Genomic DNA, 26,126 nt, shown 5'->3' with positions numbered 1-26,126 from the left:
GGGTTCCTTACCTTACGCTTGAATGCGGCGGATCTTGGCGCCGACAGCGGACAGCTTGTCTTCGATGCGGTCGTAGCCGCGGTCGAGGTGATAGATGCGGTCGACCAGCGTCTCGCCCTGCGCGATCAAGCCGGCAATGACGAGGCTGGCCGAGGCGCGCAGATCGGTCGCCATGACGGTCGCACCCGACAATTGCTCGACGCCAGTCACCACCGCTGTCTTGCCATCGATGACGATATTGGCGCCCAGGCGGTTCAGTTCCTGCACGTGCATGAAGCGGTTTTCGAAGATGGTCTCCGTTACCGTGGCGGAACCTTCAGCAATGGCGTTGAGCATCATGAACTGCGCCTGCATGTCGGTGGGGAACGCCGGGTATTCCGACGTGCGGAAGCTCACTGCCTTGGGGCGGCCCGTCATCTGCACACGGATCCAATCGTCGCCTGTGGTGAGCGTCACGCCGGCTTCGCGCAGCTTGTCGAGCACGGCATCCAGAATGCCCGGCGGCACGCCGCGCAGCGTCACGTCGCCGCCGGCCGCAGCCACCGCACACAGGAACGTGCCGGCTTCGATGCGATCGGCAATCACCGTGTGCGCGGCGCCGTGCAGCGCTTCAACGCCCTGGATCACCAGGCGGTCGGTGCCGATGCCTTCGATGCGCGCGCCCATCTTCACGAGCAGGTTGGCCAGGTCGGTGACTTCGGGCTCGCGTGCTGCGTTTTCCAGCACGGTTTCGCCGTCGGCCAGCGCAGCGGCCATCAGCAGGTTTTCGGTGCCCGTGACCGTCACCATGTCAGTGACAATGCGCGCCCCACGCAGGCGCTTGGCGCCCTCAGGCAGCTTGGCTTCGATGTAGCCGTGCTCGATGACGATCTCGGCGCCCATCAGTTGCAGGCCCTTGATGTGCTGATCGACCGGACGCGCGCCGATGCCGCAACCGCCCGGCAGCGACACACGCGCATGGCCGAAACGCGCCAGCAGCGGGCCCAGCACCAGGATCGACGCACGCATGGTCTTCACCAGGTCGTACGAAGCTTCCGGCGTGTGGATGGTCGCGGCGTCGAGCGTGAGGTGGTGACCGTCGAGCGCACCTTCCACGCCCATCTGGCGCAGCAGTTTGAGCATCGTGCGCACGTCTTGCAGGTTCGGCACGTTGCTCAGCGCCAGCGGCTCGGCCGTCAGCAGCGCGGCACACATGATGGGCAGCGCAGCGTTCTTGGCGCCAGACACGCGGATTTCGCCCGACAACGGGCCATTGCCTTCGATCAGCAGTTTGTCCATGAGCGAGACGTCTCGTCGATCACTTTGAGAGGGGCGCTCAGCGAGCGCGAGGTCGGAATCGGTTGAAACGGTAACCGGGGTGGGATCAAGCTCGGCCATCAGGACTGCCACTCCGCCGGGGTGAGCGTCTTCATGGAAAGCGCGTGGATTTCCGCGCGCATCCGCTCACCCAGCGCTGCGTAGACGAGCTGGTGACGCTGGATCAACCGTTTGCCTTCAAATTGCGCGCTGACGATGGTGGCAAAAAAATGCTGGCCGTCGCCCTCCACTTCGAGGTGCTCGCACGGCAGGCCGGTTTCGATGTACTGCTTGACTTGTTCGGGTGTGGGCAACATAGCCGTCCCTTCTCCAAAAACGTTAGGGTGGTGCGTCGTTGTTGTTTTTAGAGACCGCCGCAAAATGAAGCGAAGCGGTTCAGACGGTTCAAGGCCGATGCAGACGCTACATGCAGTACGGCAAGGAGGCCCTGGGCCGTCGGAATCATTTTTCAGCGGTCTCTTATCGACGCATCAATGGCGCAGCTTGTAGCCCGTGCGCAGCATCTGCAGGGCTACTCCCCCCACCACGACCAGCGCGATCAGCATCACGCCGAGGCTCGTTGCCACCGGCACATCGGACACACCGAAGAAGCCGTAGCGGAAGCCGTCGATCATGTAGAAGAACGGGTTGGCGTGGGATACCGCCTGCCAAAACGGCGGCAGCGAATGAATCGAATAGAACACGCCCGCCAGGAAGGTGGCCGGCACGATCAAAAAGTTCTGGAACGCCGCCAGCTGGTCGAACTTTTCAGCCCAGATGCCCGCGATGAGCCCCAGCGTGCCCAGCACGCTCGCGCCCAGCACCGCAAACACGATGATCCACAAGGGCTGCGCGAAGTGCAGATGCGCAAACAAGGTCGTCACGACCAGCACGCCCGTACCCACAGCCAGACCGCGAATGACGGACGCGCACACGTACGCACCAAACATCTCCCAGTGCGACAGCGGCGGCAGCATGATGAACACCAGGTTGCCGGTGATCTTCGACTGGATGAGCGAAGACGAACTGTTTGCGAATGCGTTCTGCAGCACACTCATCATCACCAGACCGGGCACCAGGAAGGCGGTGTAGCTCAGCTGGTCGAACACCTTGACGCGATCTTCCAGCACGTGACCGAAGATCAGCAGATACAGAAGCGCGGTCAGGACCGGCGCGGCCACGGTCTGGAAGCTCACCTTCCAGAAGCGCAGCACCTCCTTGTAAAGCAGCGTGCGGAAACCGACCCAACGGCCCGGCAAGCTCTCGGGAATGGCGTTCATGCAGCGGGCTCCAGCGCAGAATCGGGAATGGCAGGCGTTTGAGGCCCGACCGGCAAGCCACCTTCGCGGCGCATGATCTGCACGAACACGTCTTCCAGATCAGCCTTGGCGACTTCCATGTCGTCGATCTCGCAGCCGGCGAGGCGGCACGTGGAGAGAATCTGTTCGACTTCGCCATAGCCCGACAGGCGCAAGCGCACACCGCGCTCGCCGTGGTTGCCCGGCAGGCGCAGGGCTTCCAGCGACGCGGGCAGCGCTCCCTTCGCAAAGCTCAGCACCAATTGCAGCCCGGCAAATTGCGAGAGCAGATTCGCCGTGCGATCGAGCGCCACCACTTCGCCAAACTTGAGCATGGCGATGCGGTCGCACAGAGATTCGGCTTCTTCCAGGTAGTGCGTGGTCAGCACGACGGTATGGCCTTCGCGGTTCAGCCGCGAGATGAATTTCCACAGCGTCTGGCGCAACTCGACGTCCACGCCGGCGGTCGGCTCGTCCAGCACGATCACGGGCGGGCGGTGTACCAGGGCCTGCGCCACCAGCACGCGGCGCTTCATGCCGCCCGACAGCGCGCGCATGTTGGCGTCTGCCTTACTGGTGAGGTCCAGGTTGGCCATGACCTCATCGATCCAGTCGTCGTTCTTGGTCAGGCCGAAATAGCCCGACTGCAGGCGCAGCGTCTCGCGCACCGTGAAAAACGGATCGAACACCAGTTCCTGCGGCACCACGCCGAGCTTGCGGCGTGCCATGCGGTAGTCGGAAACAACGTCGTGACCGAGCACACGTACGTGGCCGGAATCGGCACGATTCAGGCCCGCGAGGATGGAGATCAGCGTGGTCTTGCCCGCGCCGTTGGGGCCCAGCAGGCCGAAAAACTCGCCCTGCTCGACAGACAAGCTCACGCCCTTTAGCGCTTGCAACGACTTGTAGCGCTTGCGGACGTCAGCGATTTCGATGGCTTTCATGGCCGACAAAGTGAACTACTCTGCGCATCCCAGGGCCGTGGATCGACAAGACCGTGACGGCCGCGGATACCGCACACGGCGGCTGCAGAGCGACAAACCCAGAATTATAGGGGAACTGCACCAACTCACGGCGCCACAGCTAACGACGCCGAACCGCGAATGCCGAGGGCGCGCGCAACGCCCCGACCGGAGCGCGGCATCGCGATGATGGGTTCGGGGCAATCACCCCGCGCCCACACCGGACGCCGCCTCAATGTCGAGCGTGATGGTCGGCGGCAGGGGCCGGCGCGACGGCCAGCAGAGACTCCACGCCGTACAGCGTGGCGAGGTTGGACAGCGCTTGCGGAGCGCCTGCGATATCGAGCGCGATACCGGCATCCTGTGCGGTGCGCTGCCATGACAGCAGCACCGCCAGCGCAGACGAATCGACCTGCGACAAGCCGGCGCAATCGACGTGCAGTGCGGCAATGCCGGCTTCGCGCGCTTGGCCGAGCTGAGCCTCGCCCTCGCGCAGAACGCGCGGCGCTTCGCGGTGAGTCAGCGGGCCGGACAAGGTCAACATGGTGGAAATGGATGCGTCAGAAAAAGAAACAGCGGCCAGAGTTGACCGCTGTGTCGATTCTACCGGAAGGCTGCTTACTTTGCCGGAGCCTTCTCGAGCTGCGTGTTGCGCTCGTTCAGGAAGCTCACCAGGCCGGCCACGCCGCCCCGCTTGCTGATGACATCGGCAAACTGGTTCTTGTACGTTTCAGACAGCCACAGGCCGCTGATGTTGATGTCGTACACCTTCCAGCCACCGGCCGTCTTTTCCAGGCGGTAATCCAGGGCCACCGGCTCGCCGTTGTTGTTCACGGTCGAACGCACCACCACGTCGGTGTCATCCGCGGCCGCACGGAACGGCTTGTACGAAACGGTTTGGTTCTTCACGTTCGACAGCGCGCCGGCGTAAGTGCGGATCAGCAACGTTTTGAAGCTTTCCTGAATCTGCTGCTGTTGTTCCGGCGACGCCTGGTTCCAGAAGCGGCCCATGGCGATCTGCGTGGTGCGCTTGAAATCGGCGCGCGGCACGATCTTCTGGTCGACGAGCTGGTACACCTTGGTCATGTTTCCGCCACGCAGCTCCGGATCGCTCTTGATGGTGGTGAGCACGTCGTCCACAGCCGTCTTGACGGTGGCCTGTGCATCCGCTTCCTGAGCGTGGACCGGCGCGGCTGCCACGGCGGCCGTCAGCGTGAGACCGGCGAACAGGGAGCGGAGAAGCTTCTTCAACATATCGCGTCCTTATAGTGTGATTTTCGGGTCGCTTGCGGCACATTCGCCGCAATCTTGTTGGCGATTAGAACAGACCGCCCGCAGGCAAGTTCGTGCGGGCCGGCCAGTTTTACGCCTTGTCACCTTTGAGGCGACCTTGTTACGTGTACCGATCAGCGACGAAATACCGGCCAGTTGGGGGTGAAGCGCTGGTACGGCGAGACCGTGGCGTCACCGGTATCCGGCGATTTCTTGTTGTCCTGATCTTCCGGCAGGTTGCCGTCATAGATCAGGTAGCGGCGGCGCTGCAGATAGGCGTCGCGCAAGAAGGTGTATTTGTCGACAGCGGCCTGTTCGAGCACGTTGCTGGCCCCAAGCAGGTTCGCACGCACGTCGACCACGCGCAGGGCGGCCAGCGAGTAGGTGACTGCGCTGTCGTGCCAGTACGTGAGCGGATCCATCTGCCAGTCCACCAGGAACCCCACAGTGTCACGTGCGGTGCTCGGACCAAGCAACGGCCAGACGACGTACGGACCCGACGGCACACCCCATACACCCAGTGTCTGGCCGAAGTCTTCCTTGTGCTTGGGCAGGCCGGCGTCCGACGCGATGTCGATCAGCCCCCCCAGACCCAGCACCGTATTGATCGCCACACGCATGGTGTCTTCCAGCGCGGCCGTGCCCTTCAACTGCAGCAGGTTGTTGACGGCCGAATAGACATCGCCTGCATTCGAGAAGAAGTTCGACACCGCCGTGCGCGCCGGCGACGGCACCACATCGACATACGTTTGCGCAACCGGCTTCAGCACGCCCTTGTCGAGGTCCTCATTGATGCGGAAGACTTCGCGGTTGAACGGCTCGATCGGATCGGCCGGATTGGCATTCGGCCCGGTGGCACAGCCGGCCAGCAGCGAGGCGCCTGCAGCCACGGCCAGCGCAAAGCCGCGCAGCGCACGGATGGATGTTGTTGTTTTCATGGTTTATTTGCTCCCACTGCCCTCGGCCGGCTTGGCTCCGCCGGCACTGCCATTAGCGCTGCCGGCACCGGCATCCGCGGCCTTGCTGTAAAGGAACTGGCTGATCAGGTTTTCCAGCACCACCGCCGACTGCGTCATCGTGATCTTGCTGCCGCTGGCAAGCATGGCCGAGTCGCCGCCCGGTTCAATACCGATGTATTGCTCACCCAGCAGCCCCGAGGTCAGGACCTTGGCCGAACTGTCTTTCGGAAACTGATAACGCTGATCCATATCGAGCACGGCGATTGCCTGGTAGCTCTTGTCGTCGAAGAGGATCTGCGACACACGGCCGACCACCACACCCGAACTCTTGACCGGAGCCCGCACCTTCAAACCGCCGATATTGTCGAAGGCCGCTTTCACCTGGTAAGTCTTGGCAAACGAGAACGAGCTCATATTGCCCGCCTTGAGCGCCAGGAATAGCAGCGCAATGATGCCCACCAGAACGAATAGGCCGACCCAGAAATCGAGGACGCTTTTACGCATGATCTTTTCTCGTTGAACGCTAACGACAACCGGCGGCTCAGCTGAACATCAGTGCCGTGAGCACGAAATCCAGCGCCAGCACGGTGAGCGACGCGATCACCACCGTCCGGGTAGTCGCGCGCGAGACGCCTTCCGGCGTGGCCTTGGCCTCATAGCCCTGATACAGCGCAATGAAGGTGACCGCCACACCAAACACGACACTCTTGATGACGCCGTTAAGCACGTCGTCCATGACATCCACGCCGGCCTGCATCTGCGACCAGAACGCCCCAGGGTCCACGCCAATCAGCCCGACCCCGACGAAGTATCCGCCCAGAATACCCACCGCACTGAAAATCGCGGCCAGCAGCGGCATGGCAATGAAACCCGCCCAGAAGCGCGGCGCCAGCACGCGGGCTAGCGGATCGACGCCCATCATTTCCATGGCGATCAGTTGCTCGCCGGCTTTCATCAAGCCGATCTCGGCCGTGAGCGAGGTACCGGCACGACCGGCAAACAGCAGTGCCGTCACCACCGGCCCCAGTTCGCGCACCAGCGACAGCGCCACCAGCAGGCCCAGCGCCTGCTCGGAGCCGTATCGGTTAAGTGTGTTGTAACCCTGCAAGCCAAGCACGAAACCAACGAACAAGCCCGATACGGCAATGATGATGAACGAATCATTGCCGACGAAGCGCAGTTGCTCGATCACCAGGCGCGGGCGGCGAAGCACATCGCCGGAAGCGCCAATGAGCGAAATCAACGTGCGCGCGGCGTAGCCGAAGCGGCTGACCAGCACCAGGACAAAGCGGCCGATGGTAGAGATCACCGTGCGCCTCCGTTCTTGCCCAGACCGAAGTCATCGGCCAGGGGCGCCCCAGGATAGTGGAACGGCACAGGGCCGTCCGCCTCGCCACGCACGAACTGGCGCACGAACGGATCGGTCGACGCGGTGAGCTCAGCCGGCGTGCCCTGCGCGGCAATGCTACCGTTGGCGATGAAGTAGACGTAATCGGCGATGCGGAACGTCTCCTGCACGTCGTGCGAGACGATGATGCTGGTCGCGCCCAGCGCGTCGTTCAGCTTGCGGATGAGCGAGGCGGTCAGGCCCAGCGAGATCGGGTCCAGCCCGGCGAACGGCTCGTCGTAAAGGAGGAGCGACGGATCGAGCGCGATCGCCCGCGCCAATGCCACGCGCCGCGCCATACCGCCGGAAATCTCCGAGGGCATCAGGTCGCGCGCACCGCGCAGGCCGACGGCGTTGAGCTTCATCAGCACCAGATCGCGGATGAGCAGTTCGGGCAGTTCGGTATGTTCGCGCAGTGGAAATGCCACATTGTCGAACACGGACAGATCGGTAAACAGCGCTCCGAACTGGAACAGCATGCCCATCTGCCGGCGTGCCGCGTACAGTTCACGCTTGCCCATGGCGCCGATGTCCTGGCCGTGTACGCGGACTGTGCCGGCGGCAGCGGCCACTTGGCCGCCAATCAAGCGCAGAATCGTCGTCTTGCCGCAACCGGAGCCACCCATGACGGCCACCACGCTGCCCCTGGGCACGCGCATGCACAGGCCGGACAGAATGCGCCGCGCGCCTGGCTGATAGGCGAAATCGACCTGATCGAGTTCGACAACGGCGTTGGAAGGCTGGGTGGACACGGTAGAGATCGGTGCAGAGGGCTCGGCAGGTTGGCGGCTTCATGCTGCCGCATCTCGTTGTCTTGACTTCCGCGGGCTCGCCAAAAGAGGTGGCTTCGCGCGGCCCGCCATTATAGGTGGAAACCCGCGTAGCCCGTCAGTCACGCCTTGCTTACCGACAGTTAGTGTGGCTTGTTCGCCGCGCCGCGGGTTTTCGGCCCTTGCGGGTTGCTGAAAGTGGTGCGCCTGCGAAGTTGGGCTGGCGCTGCAGACCGGCAGTGGAAGTGGCCTATTCGCCGCTATCGAGCCGTAGATCGGCTTGGCGAATCACCCCCTGCCAGTGCGTGGCATCACGGCGCACGGCTTGGGCAAACGTGTCGGGGGCATCCCACTCCGGCTCGAAGCCGCCAGCACGCAACGTAGCGTGAACGTCACCTGAAGCGACGGCGCGACGCAGTTCGGCCGCCGCGCGTATCGACAGAAGCCGGGGGGTGCGCGCGGGCATGAAGGTGCCGATCCAGGCGCTGCGATCGAATCCGGCGAGACCGCCTTCGCGTAGCGTCGGCACGGCGGGCGCGAAGCGCGAGCGAGCTCCCCCCGTCACCCCGAGCAACCGTAGCTGGCCATTGGCAGCGGCTGCCGCCACGCTCGGATAGCAGGCGAAACATGCCGACATGCGTCCGGCCAGGATCTGTTGCACGAGCCCCGCTTCACCGCGAACGGCCACATGCGGCGCATGGAAAGCGTAGTCGCGCACAAACTGCTCGGCGACAAGGTGCGACCACGTGCCGACGATATCCGAGCCGCAATTGACCGTGACGGACTCGCCGCGCGCCTGCGCAAGCAGATCGGTGATGGAGTAGATCGGCAAGCGCGCATCGACAGCGAGAAACAGCGGCAGCGTGGCCACCATCGCTACCGGTTGGAAGTCACGCAGCGGGTCATACGACGCTGGTTCCAGCGCGGGCTGAGCGACGAACGTGGTCTGTTGAAGCAGCAACGTATGGCCATCAGATGGCGCGCGGGCAACGGCCTCACCGGCGGCCATGCCATTGGCTGCGGGGCGATTCTCGACGCCCACCTCGCGGCCGACCTGCTGTTGCAGTTGCGTCGCCAGTGCCCGGGCGAGCGCATCAAACGCACTGCCTTCCGCCGCCGGCACGACCAGACGCAGCGGTTGCGAGGGATACCCTTGCAGCAATGCATGCGCGGGCGACGTCAGCATTGCCGGCAGCACACCCAGCCACGCAAGCGCCCGCCGCCGCTGCCGGTCCGGCATATGCGGCACATCGGGCGCGTGGGACACATCAGCACGCACATTGCGGGCACGAGGTCGCATGAGGCAGGTTGGGATTGGGATCACGAGGAGATCTCATTCTAGAAATCCGCCCGTCCGCCCTGCACTCATGTAAACCATGTCGACGTAAACCATGAGGCATGACGCGCGCGCCAAAACACGTGCGTCACAAATAAAAAGGCCCGCCAAGGCGGGCCTGAGTCATCCGGTCAACCGCGTGGTCAGCGCGGCAGTTCCGAATGGCCCATGAGAAACGCGTCGACCGAGCGGGCGGCTTGGCGGCCTTCCCGGATGGCCCACACGACGAGCGACTGGCCGCGGCGCACATCACCGGCGGCGAACACCTTCGGCACGTTGGTGGCGTAGGCGTTGTCGCCTTCGGTGGCGGCACGCGCATTGTTGCGCGCATCCTTCGTCACGCCGAAGGCATCCAGCACGCCGCCGACCGGGTTCGTAAAGCCCATCGCCAGCAACACGAGATCGGCCTTGAGCGTGAACTCGCTGCCTGCAACTTCGGCCATCTTGCCGTCCTTCCACTCCAGGCGCACACCGGTGAGGCCCGTCACGCGGCCGTTTTCACCGATAAGCGCCTTGGTGGCAACCGACCAGTCGCGCTCGCAACCTTCGTCGTGCGACGACGACGTGCGCAGCTTGATCGGCCAGTACGGCCACACCAGCGGCTTGTTCTCTTCTTCGGGCGGACGCGGCAGCAGTTCGAACTGCGTGACCGACGCGGCGCCATGGCGGTTGGACGTGCCCACGCAGTCCGAGCCCGTGTCGCCACCGCCGATCACGATGACGTGCTTGCCATCGGCGCGGATCGGGTTCGGCGCATCGCCGGCCACTTCCTTGTTCTGCGGGATCAGGAATTCCAGCGCGTAATGCACGCCGTCCAGATCACGGCCCGGCACCGGCAGATCGCGCGGCACTTCCGAACCGCCCGTCAGCACGACGGCGTCGAATTGCTTAAGGATGTCGTCGGCAGAGATCATCTCCCGCGCGTCGTTGGTGATGCCAGCCGGAACCGTCTTGTCGCCCACCATCACGCCGGTGCGGAAGGTCACGCCCTCGGCTTCCATCTGTTGCATGCGGCGGTCGATCTGTGCCTTTTCCAGCTTGAAGTCGGGGATGCCGTAGCGCAGCAGGCCGCCAATGCGGTCGTTCTTTTCGAACAGCGTCACATCGTGACCGGCGCGCGCCAGTTGCTGCGCAGCTGCCATGCCCGCAGGGCCCGAGCCGACCACGGCCACGGTCTTGCCGGTCTTGTGCTTCGGCACTTGGGGCGCGACCCAGCCTTCTTTCCAGGCCTTGTCGATGATGGCGTGCTCGATCGACTTGATGCCCACCGGCAGTTCGTTGATGCCCAGCGTGCAAGCCGCTTCGCACGGCGCCGGGCAGATGCGGCCCGTGAACTCAGGGAAGTTGTTGGTCGAGTGCAGCACTTCAATCGCCGTCTTCCAGTCCTGGCGATACACCAGATCGTTGAAGTCCGGGATGATGTTGTTGACCGGGCAACCGTTGTTGCAGAACGGAATGCCGCAGTCCATGCAACGTGCGCCCTGGATCTTGGCTTCGTTGTCCGCCAGCGCGAACACGAACTCCTTGTAATGCTTCACGCGCGCTTCGGGCGCTTCGTATGCCTCGTTCTGGCGGGGAAATTCGAGAAAACCGGTCGCCTTGCCCATGGTGTCCTTCCTGACCCGATGCTGCTCTGCTGGCACAGTCGTGCTAGCCAGGCAGTCGGGCCTGTCTTGTGAGGTTGCGTTGTATTCGGTGGTGGCGAATGGCCGATCGCGCGGATCAACCATTCGCCGAGTCGAGGGGAATCAGGCTGCGATCTGTTCGCGGCCGGCTTCCTGTTCGCGCTCGTACATCTCGGCCAGGGCGCGCTTGTACTCGGTCGGGAAGACCTTGACGAAGCGGCGACGGGCGTTGTTCCAGTCGGCCAGCAGCTCCTTGGCACGCTCGGAACCGGTGTAGCGGAAGTGCTTTTCCACCAGCGCCTTGAGCAGGTGCTCGTCTAGCACGCGCTCGCCGTTCACCTTGTGCCAAGTCGCCGAGGTATGTGCCTTCTCCTGGTCAGCTGCCGACAGCACGGATTCCAGTGCGACCTGCGCCGTGTTGCAGCGCTTGTCGAACAGGCCGTCTTCGTCATAGACGTAGGCGACGCCGCCCGACATACCTGCCGCGAAGTTGCGGCCGGTGATGCCCAGCACGACGACGGTGCCACCGGTCATGTATTCGCAGCCGTGGTCGCCCGTGCCTTCCACCACCGTGGTGGCGCCGGAGTTGCGCACCGCGAAGCGCTCGCCGGCCACGCCGTTGAAGTACGCTTCACCGGCCAGCGCGCCGTACAGCACGGTGTTGCCGACGATGATGTTGTTGGTCGGCTCACCGCGGAACTCGTGCGGCGGACGCACGATCACGCGGCCGCCCGACAGGCCCTTGCCCACGTAGTCGTTACCGTCGCCCACCAGGTCCAGCGTCACACCGTGCGCCAGGAACGCACCGAACGACTGGCCGGCCGTGCCCTGCATCTGCACGTGGATCGAGTCATCAGGCAGACCTTCATGGCCGTAGCGCTTGGCCACTTCGCCCGAGAGCATCGCGCCCACGGTACGGTTGACGTTGCGCACCGGCTGGATGAACGACACGCGCTCGCCCTTTTCCAGCGCAGCCTTGGCCTTCTCGATGAGCTGGTGATCCAGCGCGCGGTCCAGGCCGTGGTCTTGCACGTCGACTTGGTAGCACGGCTCGCCTTCCTTCTTGGCCGGCTGATAGAAGATGCGCGCGAAGTCCAGACCGCGGGCCTTCCAGTGTTCGATGCCGGACTTCGTGTCGAGCAGATCCGCGCGGCCGATCAGTTCGTTGAACGTGCGGATGCCCAACTGCGCCATGATTTCGCGCACTTCTTCGGCCACGAAGAAGAAGTAATTCACCACATGCTCGGGCTTGCCCGAGAACTTCTTGCGCAGCACCGGATCCTGCGTCGCCACGCCCACCGGGCAGGTGTTCAGGTGGCACTTGCGCATCATGATGCAGCCCTCGACCACCAGCGGTGCAGTGGCGAAGCCGAACTCGTCCGCGCCCAGCAGCGCGCCGATTACCACGTCGCGGCCGGTCTTCATCTGGCCGTCGGCCTGCACGCGGATGCGGTTGCGCAGGCCATTGAGCATCAGCGTCTGCTGCGTCTCGGCCAGGCCCAGTTCCCACGGCGTGCCGGCGTGCTTGATCGACGACCACGGCGAAGCGCCGGTTCCGCCGTCATGGCCCGCGATCACCACGTGATCGGCCTTGGCCTTGGCGACACCTGCAGCCACAGTGCCCACGCCCACTTCCGACACCAGCTTGACCGACACGTCCGAACGCGGATTCACGTTCTTCAGGTCGTGGATAAGCTGCGCCAGATCCTCAATCGAGTAAATGTCATGGTGCGGCGGCGGCGAGATCAGGCCCACGCCCGGCACCGCATAACGCAGCTTGCCGATGTAGTCCGTCACCTTGTGGCCGGGCAGTTGGCCGCCTTCGCCAGGCTTGGCGCCCTGCGCCATCTTGATCTGGATCTGATCAGCCGAAGCCAGGTACTCCGCCGTCACGCCAAAACGGCCCGACGCCACCTGCTTGATCTTCGAGCGCAGCGAATCGCCTTCCTGCAGTTCCAGATCGCGCTCGACCACTTCGCGGCCGATCACGTCCGACAGCTTCGTGCCCTGCTTGATGGGAATGCCGCGCAGTTCATTGCGGTAACGGCGCTCGTCTTCGCCGCCTTCACCCGTGTTCGACTTACCGCCGATGCGGTTCATCGCCACGGCCAGCGTGGTGTGCGCTTCGGTCGAAATCGAACCCAGCGACATGGCGCCGGTAGCAAAGCGCTTGACGATCTCCTTGGCGGATTCCACTTCTTCCAGCGGGATCGCGCGTGCCGGGTCCACCTTGAACTCGAACAGACCGCGCAGCGTCATGTGGCGCTTGCTCTGATCGTTGATCAGGTTCGCGTATTCCTTGTACGTCTGGTACGAATTCGCGCGCGTCGCGTGCTGCAGCTTGGCGATCGAATCCGGGGTCCACATGTGCTCTTCGCCGCGGATGCGGTAGGCGTATTCGCCACCAGCGTCCAGCATGTTCGCCAGCACCGGTGCATCTCCAAAGGCGTCACGGTGCAAGCGCAGCGCTTCTTCGGCCACCTCGAAGATGCCGATGCCGCCCACGTTCGATGCGGTGCCGTGGAAGTACTTGTCGACCAGTTCACGCGACAGGCCGATTGCTTCGAAGATTTGCGCGCCCGTGTACGACATGTACGTCGAGATGCCCATCTTGGACATCACCTTGTGCAGGCCCTTGCCGATCGCCTTGGTGAAGTTGTAGATGGCTTTCTCGGCGGTCAGGCCCAGACCCGGCGCCAATTCGGCCAGCGTCTCCATCGCCAGATACGGATGCACGGCTTCTGCGCCGTAGCCGGCCAGCAGCGCGAAGTGGTGCACTTCGCGGGCCGAACCCGTTTCGACGACCAGACCGGTGCTCGTGCGCAAGCCCTTCTCCACCAGGTGATGGTGGATGGCGGACGTGGCCAGCAGCGCCGGAATGGCAGCCTGCTTCTCGTCGACCGCACGGTCCGACACGATCAGGATGTTGTAGCCCGACTTGACCGCGTCAACCGCCTCGGCGCACAGCGAGGCCAGGCGCGCCTCGATGCCTTCCTTGCCCCACGCCACCGGGTAGCAGATGTCCAGCTCGTAAGCCATGAACTTGCCGCCGGTGTAGTGCTCGATGTTCCGGATCTTCGCCATGTCCTTGAAGTCCAGCACGGGCTGGCTCACTTCAAGACGCATCGGCGGGTTGATGTTGTTCAGCTCAAGCAGGTTCGGCTTCGGCCCGATGAACGAGACAAGCGACATCACCACGTTTTCGCGGATCGGGTCGATCGGCGGGTTCGTGACCTGCGCGAACAGTTGCTTGAAATAGTTGTAAAGCGTCTTGTTCTTGGACGACAGCACGGCCAGCGGGCTGTCGTTACCCATGGAGCCTGCGGCCTCTTCGCCGTTGGCGGCCATCGGGGTCATCAGGAACTTGACGTCTTCCTGCGTGTAGGCGAAGGCCTGCTGGCGGTCCAGCAGCTTGGCGGCCGGCTTGGTCTCGGCGGCCACGTCTTCGGGCTTCGCGTCCAGCTCGTCGAGCTTGATGCGCACGGCATCGATCCAGCTCTTGTAGGGCTTGGCGTTGGCCAGGTTGTCCTTGAGTTCCTTGTCGTCGATGATGCGGCCCTGCTCCATGTCGATCAGGAACATCTTGCCCGGCTGCAGACGCCACTTCTTGACGATGCGCGACTCGGGAATCGGCAGCACGCCGGCCTCCGAGGCCATCACGACCATGTCGTCGTCGGTCACGTAATAGCGCGCCGGACGCAAGCCGTTACGGTCGAGCGTTGCGCCGATCTGGCGGCCGTCGGTAAAGCAGATGGCGGCGGGGCCGTCCCACGGCTCCATCATCGCGGCGTGGTATTCGTAGAAGGCGCGACGGTTGTCGTCCATCAGCGTGTGCTGTTCCCACGCTTCCGGAATCATCATCATCATCGCCTGGGCCAACGGGTAGCCGGCCATCGTCAGCAGTTCGAGGCAGTTGTCGAACGATGCGGTATCCGACTGGCCCGGATAGATCAGGGGCCACAGCTTCGGCAGATCATCGCCCAGCACCGGCGACGAGATGCCGCCCGTACGCGCGTTGATCCAGTTGACGTTGCCCTTGACGGTGTTGATTTCGCCGTTGTGCGCAACCATGCGGTACGGGTGCGCCAGCTCCCAGGCCGGGAACGTGTTGGTCGAGAAACGCTGGTGCACCAGCGCCAGCGCCGACACCGTACGCGGGTCTGCCAAGTCCTGGTAATAGCGGCCCACCTGTTCGCACAGCAGCAGGCCCTTGTAGACGATCGTGCGCGCCGACATCGACGGCACGAAGTATTCCTTACCGTGCTTGAGCTTGAGTGCCTGGATGGCGTGGCTGGCAGTCTTGCGGATCACGTACAGCTTCCGCTCCAGCGCGTCGGTGGTCATGATGTCGCGCCCGCGCCCGATGAAAATCTGGCGGATCACCGGCTCGGTCTTCTGGACCGTCGGCGACATCGGCATGGTCTTGTCGACCGGAACATCGCGCCAACCCAGCACGACCTGGCCTTCCAGACGCACGGTGCGCTCGAGTTCCTGTTCGCAGGCCAAGCGCGACGCGTGCTCCTTCGGCAGGAAGATCATACCGACGCCGTATTCGCCGGCCGGCGGCAGGTTGATGCCCTGCTTCGCCATTTCTTCACGGAAGAACTGGTCGGGAATCTGCAGCAGGATGCCCGCGCCGTCGCCCATCAGCGGATCAGCACCGACCGCGCCTCGGTGGTCGAGGTTATGCAGGATGCGCAAACCCTGCTGGACGATCTCGTGGCTCTTCTTGCCCTTGATGTGAGCGACGAAGCCGACGCCGCAAGCGTCATGTTCATTGGTCGGGTCGTACAGACCCTGGGCCGACGGTGCGGCGGGGAAGGAATGTTGTTCCACGGCGATCTTCCGAGGTTGTGGGTACTTCGCGCCGTCGTAGAAGGCCCTCGCGATCGTGCGGATGCGGTGGCAGACAAGCAATGGCGCGCCGCACCATGAATGCGGGGTGGAACGAATATAAAAGAGCAGCCTGTAACAGGCAAAAGTTTTTAAATGGGGTCGGAGTAAATTAATAAATGCACGACAACAGTGCGGGTTTATTAGTGGGGACAGATTAAATTCGAGCGCAGTGATGAGGCTGTGCGTGACGGCCCCGCCACCCTACTATTCAGTGCGCGCGCTGTCCTCCGCGCCCACTTCTGCGGGTTGGCGAGGCGGTCGCCCCTTCGGCAGGGGCGCAACGCGGCGGCCGCCGGCGCGCGCCAGTGTCGCGAGAAACGCCTCGTTTCCGAGTGGCCAGCCGCTGTGCACATGCTGGCGAATCTGCGCAAGCTGGTCTGAACCCAGACCTTCATGCCACAACGTTCGATAGCGCGATTGGCGTTCGAAAGGCGTGTTGCCAAGACGCCAGTAGCAATAGTGGTCACTCACCCACGGAATGGATTGAATACCCACATGATGCCGATACGTGCTCCATCGGTCGTCTTCCGGCGTGCTGACCAGGCCCGCGCGCACCGCGTTGGATTCCACATACAACAGTATCGGCAGCACCCATTCGGTCGGGTCCAGTACGGTCGAGCGGAAACGCCCTTCCCATAGCGTTCCGCTGCGATCAGCGGCGGCGTTGAAGTACCGCGTATAGCGCCGTCCGACCGCCTGCAGCGTGCGCGAAAGGCTGTCCGCCACCTTGGGCGTTCCCACCAGATGGACGTGATTCGGCATCAGCGAGAAACCATGGACGGCGAAGTCGTGCTCGCGTGCGGCCATGCGCAACGTATCGAGATAGAACGCGTAGTCGTCGTCGCCGCGAAAAACGATCTGGCGGTTGTTGCCGCGCTGCAACACGTGCACAGGGACATCGGTGGGACTGAGGCGAGGCAGGCGGGCCATGGAAAAGACATGCGGCGAAAAGCGCCATCGTAGCCCGAAGCCGACGAATCTGTCCCCACTTTTCAGTGGGCAAACGCTTGCATGCCGGTTGTCGTCGAGGGGCGACGGCAGAGTTTGCGTGCCGTCAAATCGGTGGCCCTACGCGCTATCGACGACAGGGAGAACTTGATCCCGAGCAAACCGGCCAAGCGACTTCCCCGCGAGACTGGCTCCCATCACATCACGAGACGACACGAGAGGGAGCGATTCATGGCTTTTCACCGCCTAGCCGCTGTTGCTGTAGCCGCCGGAATGCTTGCCGCCGGATTCAGCCAAACCGCCTTTGCGCAGAGCACGGATTTGGCGCCGGCCACCGGCAACTGGATGGTGCGTCTGCGCGCCGTCAATCTGACAGCCGCCAACAAATCCGACGCGGTGCCCGCACTGGCCATTCCGGCTGACGCCATTCAGATCAACAACAAGGTCCTGCCCGAGCTGGACATCTCGTACTTCTTTACGCCACACCTCGCGGCCGAACTGATCCTGACCTACCCGCAACAACAGGACGTCACGGTCATGCAAAGCGCGCTGGGCGGCCCGACCAAGATCGGCAGTTTCCGCCACTTGCCGCCCATCCTGACGATGCAGTACCACTTCACGCCCGAGTCGCGCTTCAAGCCGTACGTGGGCGCTGGCATCAACTACACGCGCATCTCGAATGTAAATCTGCAGGTGCCCGGCGTTGGTTCTCTGGACCTGAGCAAGAACAGCTTCGGCCCCGCGCTGCAGGTCGGCTTCGACTATCGCCTGACCGAACGCCTCTACTTCAACGTCGACCTGAAGAAGACCTGGATCAGCGCCGACGTGAAGATGGCCGGCCAGACCATCAGCAAGGTCAAGGTTGACCCATGGCTGCTGGGCGTCGGCCTGGGTTATCGCTTTTAAGGGAGGGCGATCAGCGAACTGACACTGTCCTGATCGCCTTTTACCGACGTGCCGCAGGGGCCGTCGACGGCGGGGGCGCTCGTCGGCGGTGGTTGGCGCGTTCGGCCCGGCATGCGTTGGGGCGGCCGGGCATTTTTTTTGGGCGTTTGATTTTGATCTGGTTTCAGATCGCTTGGGAGCCAGGCGATCGGATAGCGGCTCGACCGTTACTGCCGTTACTCAAACCGCATCCACGGCAAAGATGCGGCGATGCTCCTTGATGGCGTAACGATCCGTCATGCCAGCGATGTAATGCGCAATCCAGCGCGGCTGCTCTTCGGGGTTGGCTTTCGCCTGGTACTGCGGCGGCAGCAGGCGCGGGTCTTCCATGAAGACGCGGAACAGATCGTCGATGATGCGGCGCGCCTTCGCGGCCATGCGCATCACGAGGTAATGCCGATACAGGTTGTCAAACAGGAAGCGCTTGAGCGCGCGCGCCTCTTCACGCATCGGCTCGGAGAAGGCAACGAGCGCCGGCGCGGCACGCACATCATCGATACATTGCGGCGCAACGTCAGCAATGCCGGCACGCGTGGTACCGATCAGATCGACGATCAGCGCGTTGATGATGCGGCGAATGGTTTCGTTGATCAGGCGCCGGCCGCTGACATCCGGGAACGCGGCCTCGGCTTCACGCCGGTGGATAGCCCACAGCGGTACGCCTTCGAGTTGCTCCAGCGTAATCAGGCCGGAGCGCAGGCCATCGTCGATATCGTGGTTGTTGTACGCGACCTCATCAGCGAGATTGGCAAGCTGGGCTTCCAGCGAGGGCTGCTGACCTTCGAGAAAGCGCCGCCCCAGGTCACCAAGCGTGGCCGCGTTATTGCGCGAGCAATGTTTGAGAATGCCCTCGCGCGTCTCGAACGTGAGGTTCAGGCCATCGAAACCGCCGTAGCGCTCTTCCAGCCGATCGACCACCAACAAGCTCTGCAGGTTGTGTTCGAAGCCGCCATACGGCTTCATGCAGTCGTTGAGCGCGTCCTGCCCAGCGTGGCCGAATGGCGTGTGACCCAGATCGTGTGCCAGCGAAACCGCTTCGACCAGGTCTTCGTTCAGGCGCAGACTGCGCGCAATCGAACGACCAATCTGCGCGACCTCCAGGCTGTGCGTGAGCCGCGTCCGGAACAGGTCGCCCTCGTGGTTCACAAAGACTTGCGTCTTGTATTCGAGGCGCCGAAACGCGGTGCTGTGGATGATGCGATCGCGGTCACGCTGGAACTCGGTGCGCGAGGTGGAGGGCGGCTCGGCGTGCACGCGGCCGCGCGTCTGCGCTGAATGTGCGGCGTAAGGGGCGAGATGGCCTTCGAGGTCGAACGGCGCGGACGGCAAATCAAATCGGTCGTTCATCGGGCCATCTCGTCTTGCCTCAGGCGACGGGCGCTTCGGTCGGTGGTCGCAGCACGGCGTGCTGCAAGGTGGCGCGCAAGTCGGCATCGGGCACCGTAGTCACGAACGCCTGGCCCAGCTTGCGCAGCAACACGAATTTGATCTCGCCGGCTTCGGCCTTCTTGTCGACGCGCATCAGCTCGATGAAGCGATCGACGCCCAGGTCCGGTGCCACCACCGGCAGATCAGCCGCACGCGTGAGTGCAGTGATGCGGTTGCGCGTGTCGATATCGATAAAGCCCAGGCGATGCGACAGGTCCGCCGCCATCACCATGCCGCAGCCGACGGCTTCGCCGTGCAGCCATTCGCCGTAGCCCAGGCCAGCCTCGATGGCGTGGCCGAAGGTATGGCCGAAATTGAGCGTGGCACGCAGGCCGGTTTCGCGCTCGTCCTGCGCCACGACGGCCGCCTTGATGCGCACCGAGCCCCGCACGGCTTCGGACATCAGGTCGGCATCGCAATCGTTGAGACCCTTGATGTTCTGTTCGATCCAGGCGAAGTAATCGGCATCGGCGATTGCGCCGTGCTTGATGACCTCGGCCATGCCGGCAGCCAGCTCGCGCGCAGGCAACGTGCGTAGCGTATCGATGTCGGCCAGCACCACCTGCGGCTGGTGGAACGCGCCGATCATGTTCTTGCCCAGCGGGTGGTTGATACCCGTTTTGCCGCCCACCGAGGAATCGACCTGCGACAGCAGCGTCGTCGGTACCTGAATGAACGGCACACCGCGCATGTAGCAGGCCGCGGCAAAGCCGGTCATGTCGCCGATCACGCCGCCGCCCAGCGCGATCAGCGTGGTCTTGCGGTCTGCACCGGTCGTCAACAGCGCATCGAAGATCCGGTTGAGCGTGTCCCACTTCTTGAACGACTCGCCATCGGGCAGCACAACCGTGTCGACGGCCTTGCCAAGCGCGCGAATGGCTTCTTCGACCTTGGCCGCATACAGCGGCGCGACGGTCTCGTTGGTGACGATCACGGCACGCGCGCCGCGAATGTGGGGGGCGAACAACTCGGCCTTGGACAGCAACCCCGAGCCGATATGGATCGGATAGGCGCGATCGCCGAGGTCAACATCAACGGTAATCATGACTGAGGGGAGACTTGCGAGGAGGTGGAGGCGCCCGCAGGCGGCGCCACAATGCCGGCCACCTCGAGTTGCATCAGCACCATATTAACAAGCTGGGCGACGGTGGGCTTGCCCGTTTCGATGACAAAGTGCGCCACATCACGGTATAGCGGATCCCGGATCGCATGCAGTTCTTCAAGCTTGGCACGCGGGTTTTCGGTCTGCAGCAGTGGCCGGTTCTTGTCGTGCCGCGTGCGCAGGTACAGGTCATGCGGATTGGCGCGCAGGTAGATCACGGTCCCGCGCTCGCGCAGGAGCGCGCGATTCTCGGCACGCAGCACCGCACCGCCGCCCGTGGCGAGGACCACGCCATCGCGCGAGGTGAGTTCGTCGATCATGTGGGTTTCGCGATCGCGGAAACCCACTTCGCCCTCGTGCTCGAAAATGATCGGCACACGCACGCCGCAGCGCGCTTCGATCTCATGATCGGAGTCGAAGAACGGCAGATCGAGCCGACGCGCCACCGCCCGGCCGACCGTGGTCTTGCCCGCGCCCATCAAGCCGACGAAAAATACGTTGGAAACAGACAAAATCGCGTGAAATCAGGAATTTGAGCTTGATTGTAGTGGCATTTGGTCACCATCCCGCACAAACCCGGCAGCAGGACACAAAAAAGCCCGGCGCTCCACTCAGGAGGCCGGGCTTTCAGATCGCGATACCGCCGCCGATTACTTCAGCGACAGTTGATCGGACAGCACACGCGGCGTCAGGAAAACCAGCAGCTCGGTGCGGTTGTTGATCTTGCTCGTGCTCTTGAACAAGTTGCCCAGCACCGGAATATCGCCCAGCAACGGCACCTTGTTGATGTCGGTCCGCTCGTTCTGCGTGTAGATACCGCCGATCACGACCGTGCCGCCGTTCTCGACCAGCACCTGCGTCTGTACGTGTTTGGTGTCGATGGCAAAGCCGTTGGTGGTCTGGATACCCACGCTGTCCTTGTTGACGTCCACATCCAAGAAGATGTTGCCATCCGGTGTGATCTTGGGCGTCACTTCCAGCTTCAGGTTGGCCTTCTTGAACTGCACCGAAGTCGCACCGGAAGAGGTCGCCTGTTGGTACGGAATTTCAGTACCTTGCTCGATCAGCGCCTTGATGTTGTCTGCAGTGACCACGCGCGGGCTCGAGACGATCTTGCCGCGACCATCAGCTTCCAGCGCAGACAGCTCCAGCGCCAGGAAACGGCCGGCACCGGCATTGAACAGACTCACGGCCACGCTGGCTGCATTCACGCCGTTGATGCCGTTGGCGGGGAAGCTGATCGCCGGGCTGTTGTCCCACGTGGCGCCTTGCGTAACCGGCGACACCACGTTGGTGTAGGTGTTGCCGTAACCGGCGCCATTCGTCTTGGAGGCAAAGCCCAGCTTGGCACCCAGGTTGCGACTGAACGTGTCGTCCGCCTCAACAATGCGCGCCTCGATCATCACCTGACGAACCGGGATGTCGATCTTCTGGAGGAACGCCTGCACCTCTTCGAGCTTGCTCGGGATGTCGGAGACGAACAGTTGATTCGTACGCGTATCCGCCGTGAGCGAGCCACGCTTGGACAGAATCCGCGAAGTCGCGGCGCCACCGGCTGCACCGCCCGCACCACCTGCGGCACCAGCACCCAGCAGCATGTTGCGCACATCCCCAGCGTTCTGATAGTTCAGTCGGAACACTTGGCTGCGTAGCGGCTCCAGCTCGGTCACTTGCTGTTGCGACTCCAGCTCGGCCTTTTCCTTCGTGGCCAGTTCACCACGCGGGGCCACCCACAGCACGTTGCCGTTGCGACGCGACGCCAGGCCCTTCGAATCGAGCACGATCTGCAGTGCCTGATCCCACGGCACATCCTTCAGACGCAGCGAAAGGGTACCCGTCACGCTGTCGCTGGTCACGATGTTGAGATTCGTGAAGTCGGCGAAGACTTGCAGCAACGAACGCACATCGATGTTCTGGAAGTTCAGCGACAGCCGCTCACCACGGTAGCCCGGGCCGGAAATCAGCTTGTTCGGGTCTTCCTTCGTCGGGCGCACTTCCACCACGAACTGCGTGTCGGTCTGGTACGAGCTGTACTGCCAGTTGCCACGCGGCTCGATGATCAGACGTGCGCCAGTGCCGTTATCGGTGGCACGCATGGCCTGCACGGGCGTGCCGAAATCGCTCACGTCGTAGCGACGACGCAGCGACTGCGGCAGCGTCGCACCGACGAAGTCCACCACGAGGTTCTGGCCTTGCTGGGCGATGTTGATCGCCGAGTTGGCAGTCGACAGGTCGACCACCACGCGGCCGGCAAGATCCTCGCCGCGGCGGAAGTCAACGTTGCGCACCGCCGGGCGCTCGGCGCCTGCGACGGGTGTCGGGGCCGAGAAGGTCGGCGCTGCGACTGCCGCCGCCACCGGCGCAGCTTGCAGCGTCAGCACGTACTGGTTACCGCGCACTTCCGACTTGTACTGCGTCTGGCGCGACAGATCGAGCACGACGCGGGTACGGTCGCCGATCTGCACGACGTTCGCCGAACGCAGCAGCTTGCCGCCATATTGGTAATTGGCGCGGCCTTGCGCGAAGGTCGCCCCGAAGAAGTCGATGGCGATGCGCGCAGGCTGCTGCGTGCTGAACTCCACCGGCTTCTGCGTCGGCGCGCTCTTGAGCGTGACCGTCACCACGGTGGATTCACCGGCCGTGGCCTGCTCCACCTTTTCGATCGTGTTGCCGGAGACTGCCGCCGCAGGGGCTGCCTGCTGAGCGACGGCCTGACCAGCCAACATGAACATGCACAGCGAAAGCCATGCCACCGCGCCCCCCCGGGCCACTCGGGTTGCCTGCGACAGGCCGCCCTTCACAAGACGCATCGTCATTGCGCGCTCTCCTGAACTTTCAGGGTCGTCATTTTTTCTTTCCATTCGGTCGTGCCTTCGCGCACCAGCTCACGCAGGGTGAGTTCCTGGTCTCCGATGCGGACGATGCGACCATAGTTTTGTCCGATGTACTGCCCCACATGCACATGCTGCGTCTTGTCCCCGACAGACAGGACGGCTTCCGTCTCGCCATTGCGCTTCATCGTCCCGACCAGCTTGAAGGCTTCCAGCGGATAGTCTTCCAGCGGCTCGCGACGGCGATTCGGTTCCGGCGATTCGTTCTGCGCGCGCGAAAGCTCTGCCACCTTCTGCACGCTGAACGGATCAGTCTGCTTGGTGGTCGTGTATTCGCGCGGCGCGTAAGGCTTGGGCTCAGGCAGCGGCTGCACGGTCGTACTGACGCTCTGGCGCGCTTGCTGCATCCATTGCTGCAATTCATCGTCTTCGCTCGCGCCGCAGGCCGTCAGCACGACGGCCAGGCACAGGGGCGACAGACGCAGAACGTGCGACATGCGGCGACGGCTCATGGTGCGGCCCCTCATTTGGCGCCTCCCTTGGCAGCGGCATTCGCTTTGCGCTGAGCCGCTTGCTCATCCGCGTCGAGTGCCCGGTAGGCCTCAGCGCGCGTTTCCATCACCATGCCGCCATCCTTGGTACCCGTCAGCGAGATGTTCTGCAGCGTAACGATGCGTGACAGCGCCGCCACGTCGGCAGCAAACAGCGCCATGTCGTGATAGCGGCCATTCACCTTCACGGCGACCGGAATCTCAGCGTAATAAGGCTTGATCACGGCGGCAGCGGGGCGGAACAGGTCGAAGGTCAGGCCACGCGCGATACCGGCATGGTTAACGTCGGCCAGCAGCGCGTCCATTTCGGTTTTGTTGGGCAGTTGCAGCTCAAGCTTGGCGACACGCTGCTCCACCTCGGCCTTCTGCTTGCGCAGCGCTTCGAGGTTCACCACCTGTGCGAGCTTGCTTTGGTATGCCGACTTGAGGTTGTTCTGTTCGGTACGCTTGGCGTCCCGCTCGTCAAACTTGCCGCTCCAGTAGAACTGCCAACCCAATCCGATCACCAGCACGGCGGAGAGAATCATGAACAGGATGCGCGGCGCGATCGGCCACGTTTCCGGCTCATTCAGGTTCAGGCCACGGAACTGGCTGACCAGGTCTTCCAGCGAAATTTCGGTCGAGAGCGCCATGGTTATTTCCCCGCCGTGGCCGCGCCCGGCTTGGCCGGCGCTACCGGCTCGGCCTTCCATTGGAAGCGAATCGTGAAGTTGAACAGGCGGCGCTGTTCCTTCAGGTTGTTCGTCATGGTGGTGGCCACCGATTCACCCAGCTCGGCGTGATCCAGCCAGGGCACCGCACCAAGGTTACGCAGCAGGTCCGACACGCGTTCGTTGGACTGCGCCACACCCGATACGGTGTAACGCTCGCCATCCTGCTTGAGCGAGGTGAGATAGATGCCGTCCGGCACCTGGCGCACCAGTTCTTCGAGCAACTGCACCGGGCGGTTGCGCTGGTTCTGCAGGCTTTCCACCGCTTGCTGACGTTGCAGGAGGTCGTCGATGTCCTTCTTGAGGGTGTTGACCTCAGCGATCTGCTTGTCCATCTCCGCGTTTTTTTGCGTGAGGATGTCGTTGATGCGTTGCGCCTCTTCGGTCTGGTGATCGATCACCATGCCACCCAGGAACACCACCACAGCGCCCGCAACGGCAGCGCCGCCCAGGCTCATGAAGACTTTCTTGCGCTTACCGGCACGCCGCTCTGCGTGATACGGCAGCAGATTGACGTTCGGGAGCGCATTTACGGCATTCGCGCTTTCATTGGCCATCGTCGACTCCTTATTGCAGCCCGCGCAGGGCAAGACCCGCGCTGACGATGTAGGCCGGCAGATCGCGCTGCAAATAGCGCGCATTGACGTTCTTGGCCGCGCCCATGTTCGCGAACGGATTGGCCAGCGTCGTATTGATCTGCGTCTGTTGCTGGATTGCAGTCTGCACACCCAGCAGCGATGCGTGACCGCCCGAGAGCACGATCTCGTCCACGCGGCCGACGCTCGAGGTCGACAGGAAATTCTGGATCGCCTGACCGACTTCCATGGCCAGCGTCTCGAGCGAGGGCTTGAGCAGCTGGCTGCGGTATTCGTCGGGCAGCGTGTTCTTCCGCTTCTTCACCTCGGCCTTGAGTAGATCCAGGGAAAACAGACGCGAGATGCTTTGCGTGAGCTGGTCGCCCGAGCCGGACATCGGCTGGTCGTACAACTCCTTCCAGCCTTGATAGAACAGTGCGTGCGAGCGTGCACCGCCCAGGTGGAACATCGCCACGACGGGCATGTCGCGCGTCTCGGTTTCGGTGGCGTCCGGCTTGACGGCCAGCATGTGCGTCATGGCGCGCTGGATGGCGTTCTCTTCCACATCCATGACGATCGCTTTCAGACCGGCCATCTCGGCGGCAGTCACGCGCTCGGTCACGCGCTCGGAAACCGTTGCCGTGACGCGTACGCCAACCCCGCCTTCGGTTTCGGACGGGCCGATCACGACATAGTCGAAATTGACGTTCTGCGAGGGCGGAAACAGCCGATTGGCTTCGCTCTCGACCTGCACGAAGAGCTCGTCTTCGGTCAGGTTGTCGGGCAGGCTAACGGTTTGCGATTCCGTCAGGCTTGCAGGAATGGCAAGCACGGCTTCCTTACCGCGAATGCCGGCCTTGGCGATGGCACGCTTGAGCGCATTGCCCACCGCATCGATATTCACCAGATTGCCGTCGGCGACGGCACTGCGTTCAATCAGCTCGCTGGCGCATTTTTCGAGACGGAAATCCCCCTGCTTGCCGTTGGCGGATAACTCCACCACCTTGACGCTGGAAGACCCGATATCTATCCCGACGATATTGCGGCGCAGCAGGCCGGACAACAAACCCCGTCGCACAGAGACACCCCACCGTTTATAGTTTTTTGAACCCTGGCGCCCGTCGCAAATCCAACGTGCGCCATAGCCTGCTTAGATTTGCTGCTGGATTCTCACAAAATCCTTTAGAACAGGCAAACGCTCAGGCGGACCGCGATGCATTTCGCGCCAAGCCATT

At 63.1% G+C, this 26,126-nt stretch carries 23 protein-coding genes; 1 reads left to right on the top strand and 22 read right to left on the bottom strand.

Annotation, left to right across the window (positions count from 1 at the left end; genetic code table 11):
- Positions 1-12 precede the first annotated feature (12 nt).
- From murA to M1D44_RS00420, 14 genes are all read right to left on the bottom strand, one after another.
- Positions 13-1,278 (bottom strand): UDP-N-acetylglucosamine 1-carboxyvinyltransferase, encoded by a 1,266-nt coding sequence (gene murA, locus M1D44_RS00485; protein WP_112183461.1) that lies wholly within the window; start codon positions 1,276-1,278, stop codon positions 13-15.
- A gap of 98 nt (positions 1,279-1,376) precedes the next feature.
- Positions 1,377-1,613, bottom strand: coding sequence for a BolA family protein (locus M1D44_RS00480; RefSeq protein ID WP_024542178.1), 237 nt, complete (start codon positions 1,611-1,613; stop codon positions 1,377-1,379).
- Between the two features lie 174 nt (positions 1,614-1,787).
- On the bottom strand, positions 1,788-2,576 hold the full coding sequence (locus M1D44_RS00475; protein ID WP_316684570.1) for an ABC transporter permease: 789 nt from the start codon (positions 2,574-2,576) through the stop codon (positions 1,788-1,790).
- Positions 2,573-3,538, bottom strand: coding sequence for an ABC transporter ATP-binding protein (locus tag M1D44_RS00470; protein ID WP_316684569.1), 966 nt, complete (start codon positions 3,536-3,538; stop codon positions 2,573-2,575). Before M1D44_RS00470 ends, M1D44_RS00475 begins: the two co-directional genes overlap by 4 nt.
- A 250-nt stretch (positions 3,539-3,788) precedes the next feature.
- Positions 3,789-4,100, bottom strand: a complete 312-nt coding sequence (locus M1D44_RS00465) for an STAS domain-containing protein (protein ID WP_024977844.1) — start codon at positions 4,098-4,100, stop codon at positions 3,789-3,791.
- Positions 4,101-4,174: 74 nt separating this feature from the next.
- The gene (locus tag M1D44_RS00460; RefSeq protein WP_024977845.1) at positions 4,175-4,810 is read right to left on the bottom strand and encodes an MlaC/ttg2D family ABC transporter substrate-binding protein; all 636 of its coding nucleotides are present in this window, start codon (positions 4,808-4,810) and stop codon (positions 4,175-4,177) included.
- A 152-nt stretch (positions 4,811-4,962) separates the two neighbouring features.
- On the bottom strand, positions 4,963-5,766 hold the full coding sequence (locus M1D44_RS00455; protein WP_112183455.1) for an MlaA family lipoprotein: 804 nt from the start codon (positions 5,764-5,766) through the stop codon (positions 4,963-4,965).
- 3 nt (positions 5,767-5,769) lie between these two features.
- Positions 5,770-6,291: an outer membrane lipid asymmetry maintenance protein MlaD gene (gene mlaD / locus M1D44_RS00450; protein ID WP_024977847.1), complete on the bottom strand. Its 522-nt coding sequence runs from the start codon at positions 6,289-6,291 to the stop codon at positions 5,770-5,772.
- A gap of 37 nt (positions 6,292-6,328) precedes the next feature.
- Complete coding sequence (mlaE, locus tag M1D44_RS00445) at positions 6,329-7,096, bottom strand: lipid asymmetry maintenance ABC transporter permease subunit MlaE (RefSeq protein ID WP_112183451.1); 768 nt, start codon at positions 7,094-7,096, stop codon at positions 6,329-6,331.
- On the bottom strand, positions 7,093-7,926 hold the full coding sequence (locus M1D44_RS00440; RefSeq protein ID WP_024977849.1) for an ABC transporter ATP-binding protein: 834 nt from the start codon (positions 7,924-7,926) through the stop codon (positions 7,093-7,095). The genes mlaE and M1D44_RS00440 overlap by 4 nt, the downstream gene beginning before the upstream one ends.
- A gap of 268 nt (positions 7,927-8,194) precedes the next feature.
- On the bottom strand, positions 8,195-9,244 hold the full coding sequence (locus tag M1D44_RS00435; protein WP_428984677.1) for a Bug family tripartite tricarboxylate transporter substrate binding protein: 1,050 nt from the start codon (positions 9,242-9,244) through the stop codon (positions 8,195-8,197).
- A gap of 179 nt (positions 9,245-9,423) precedes the next feature.
- Positions 9,424-10,887 carry a glutamate synthase subunit beta gene (locus M1D44_RS00430; RefSeq protein WP_024977851.1) on the bottom strand — a complete coding sequence of 488 codons (1,464 nt, stop codon included), beginning with the start codon at positions 10,885-10,887 and terminating at the stop codon, positions 9,424-9,426.
- Between the two features lie 141 nt (positions 10,888-11,028).
- Complete coding sequence (locus M1D44_RS00425; protein ID WP_316684567.1) at positions 11,029-15,741, bottom strand: glutamate synthase-related protein; 4,713 nt, start codon at positions 15,739-15,741, stop codon at positions 11,029-11,031.
- Between the two features lie 264 nt (positions 15,742-16,005).
- Entirely contained in the window at positions 16,006-16,731 is a 726-nt protein-coding gene (locus tag M1D44_RS00420; RefSeq protein WP_316854337.1) for a transposase, read from the bottom strand.
- Between the two features lie 249 nt (positions 16,732-16,980).
- On the opposite strand from M1D44_RS00420, the gene M1D44_RS00415 reads away from it, so the two are divergent.
- The gene (locus M1D44_RS00415; RefSeq protein ID WP_024977854.1) at positions 16,981-17,655 is read left to right on the top strand and encodes an OmpW/AlkL family protein; all 675 of its coding nucleotides are present in this window, start codon (positions 16,981-16,983) and stop codon (positions 17,653-17,655) included.
- A 219-nt stretch (positions 17,656-17,874) separates the two neighbouring features.
- On the opposite strand, the gene M1D44_RS00410 is transcribed toward M1D44_RS00415, so the two are convergent.
- From M1D44_RS00410 to pilM, 8 genes are all read right to left on the bottom strand, one after another.
- The gene (locus M1D44_RS00410) at positions 17,875-19,041 is read right to left on the bottom strand and encodes a deoxyguanosinetriphosphate triphosphohydrolase (RefSeq protein ID WP_112183447.1); all 1,167 of its coding nucleotides are present in this window, start codon (positions 19,039-19,041) and stop codon (positions 17,875-17,877) included.
- Positions 19,042-19,060: 19 nt separating this feature from the next.
- Complete coding sequence (gene aroB / locus M1D44_RS00405) at positions 19,061-20,167, bottom strand: 3-dehydroquinate synthase (protein ID WP_316854338.1); 1,107 nt, start codon at positions 20,165-20,167, stop codon at positions 19,061-19,063.
- On the bottom strand, positions 20,164-20,736 hold the full coding sequence (locus tag M1D44_RS00400; RefSeq protein WP_204360012.1) for a shikimate kinase: 573 nt from the start codon (positions 20,734-20,736) through the stop codon (positions 20,164-20,166). The genes aroB and M1D44_RS00400 overlap by 4 nt, the downstream gene beginning before the upstream one ends.
- Positions 20,737-20,874: 138 nt before the next feature.
- Entirely contained in the window at positions 20,875-23,034 is a 2,160-nt protein-coding gene (gene pilQ / locus M1D44_RS00395) for a temperature dependent type IV pilus secretin PilQ (RefSeq protein WP_316684594.1), read from the bottom strand.
- A gap of 2 nt (positions 23,035-23,036) precedes the next feature.
- Entirely contained in the window at positions 23,037-23,582 is a 546-nt protein-coding gene (locus M1D44_RS00390; protein WP_024977859.1) for a pilus assembly protein PilP, read from the bottom strand.
- Positions 23,579-24,238, bottom strand: a complete 660-nt coding sequence (locus tag M1D44_RS00385; protein WP_024977860.1) for a type IV pilus inner membrane component PilO — start codon at positions 24,236-24,238, stop codon at positions 23,579-23,581. The genes M1D44_RS00390 and M1D44_RS00385 overlap by 4 nt, the downstream gene beginning before the upstream one ends.
- A gap of 2 nt (positions 24,239-24,240) precedes the next feature.
- Positions 24,241-24,873 (bottom strand): PilN domain-containing protein, encoded by a 633-nt coding sequence (locus M1D44_RS00380; protein ID WP_024977861.1) that lies wholly within the window; start codon positions 24,871-24,873, stop codon positions 24,241-24,243.
- 10 nt (positions 24,874-24,883) lie between these two features.
- A complete protein-coding gene (pilM, locus tag M1D44_RS00375; RefSeq protein ID WP_024977862.1) occupies positions 24,884-25,954 on the bottom strand; it encodes a type IV pilus biogenesis protein PilM in 1,071 nt (356 codons plus the stop codon).
- Positions 25,955-26,126 lie beyond the last annotated feature (172 nt).

It is taken from the genome of Ralstonia sp. SA306 (genome assembly GCF_054792405.1).
This window is presented reverse-complemented; position numbering and strand designations above follow the sequence as displayed.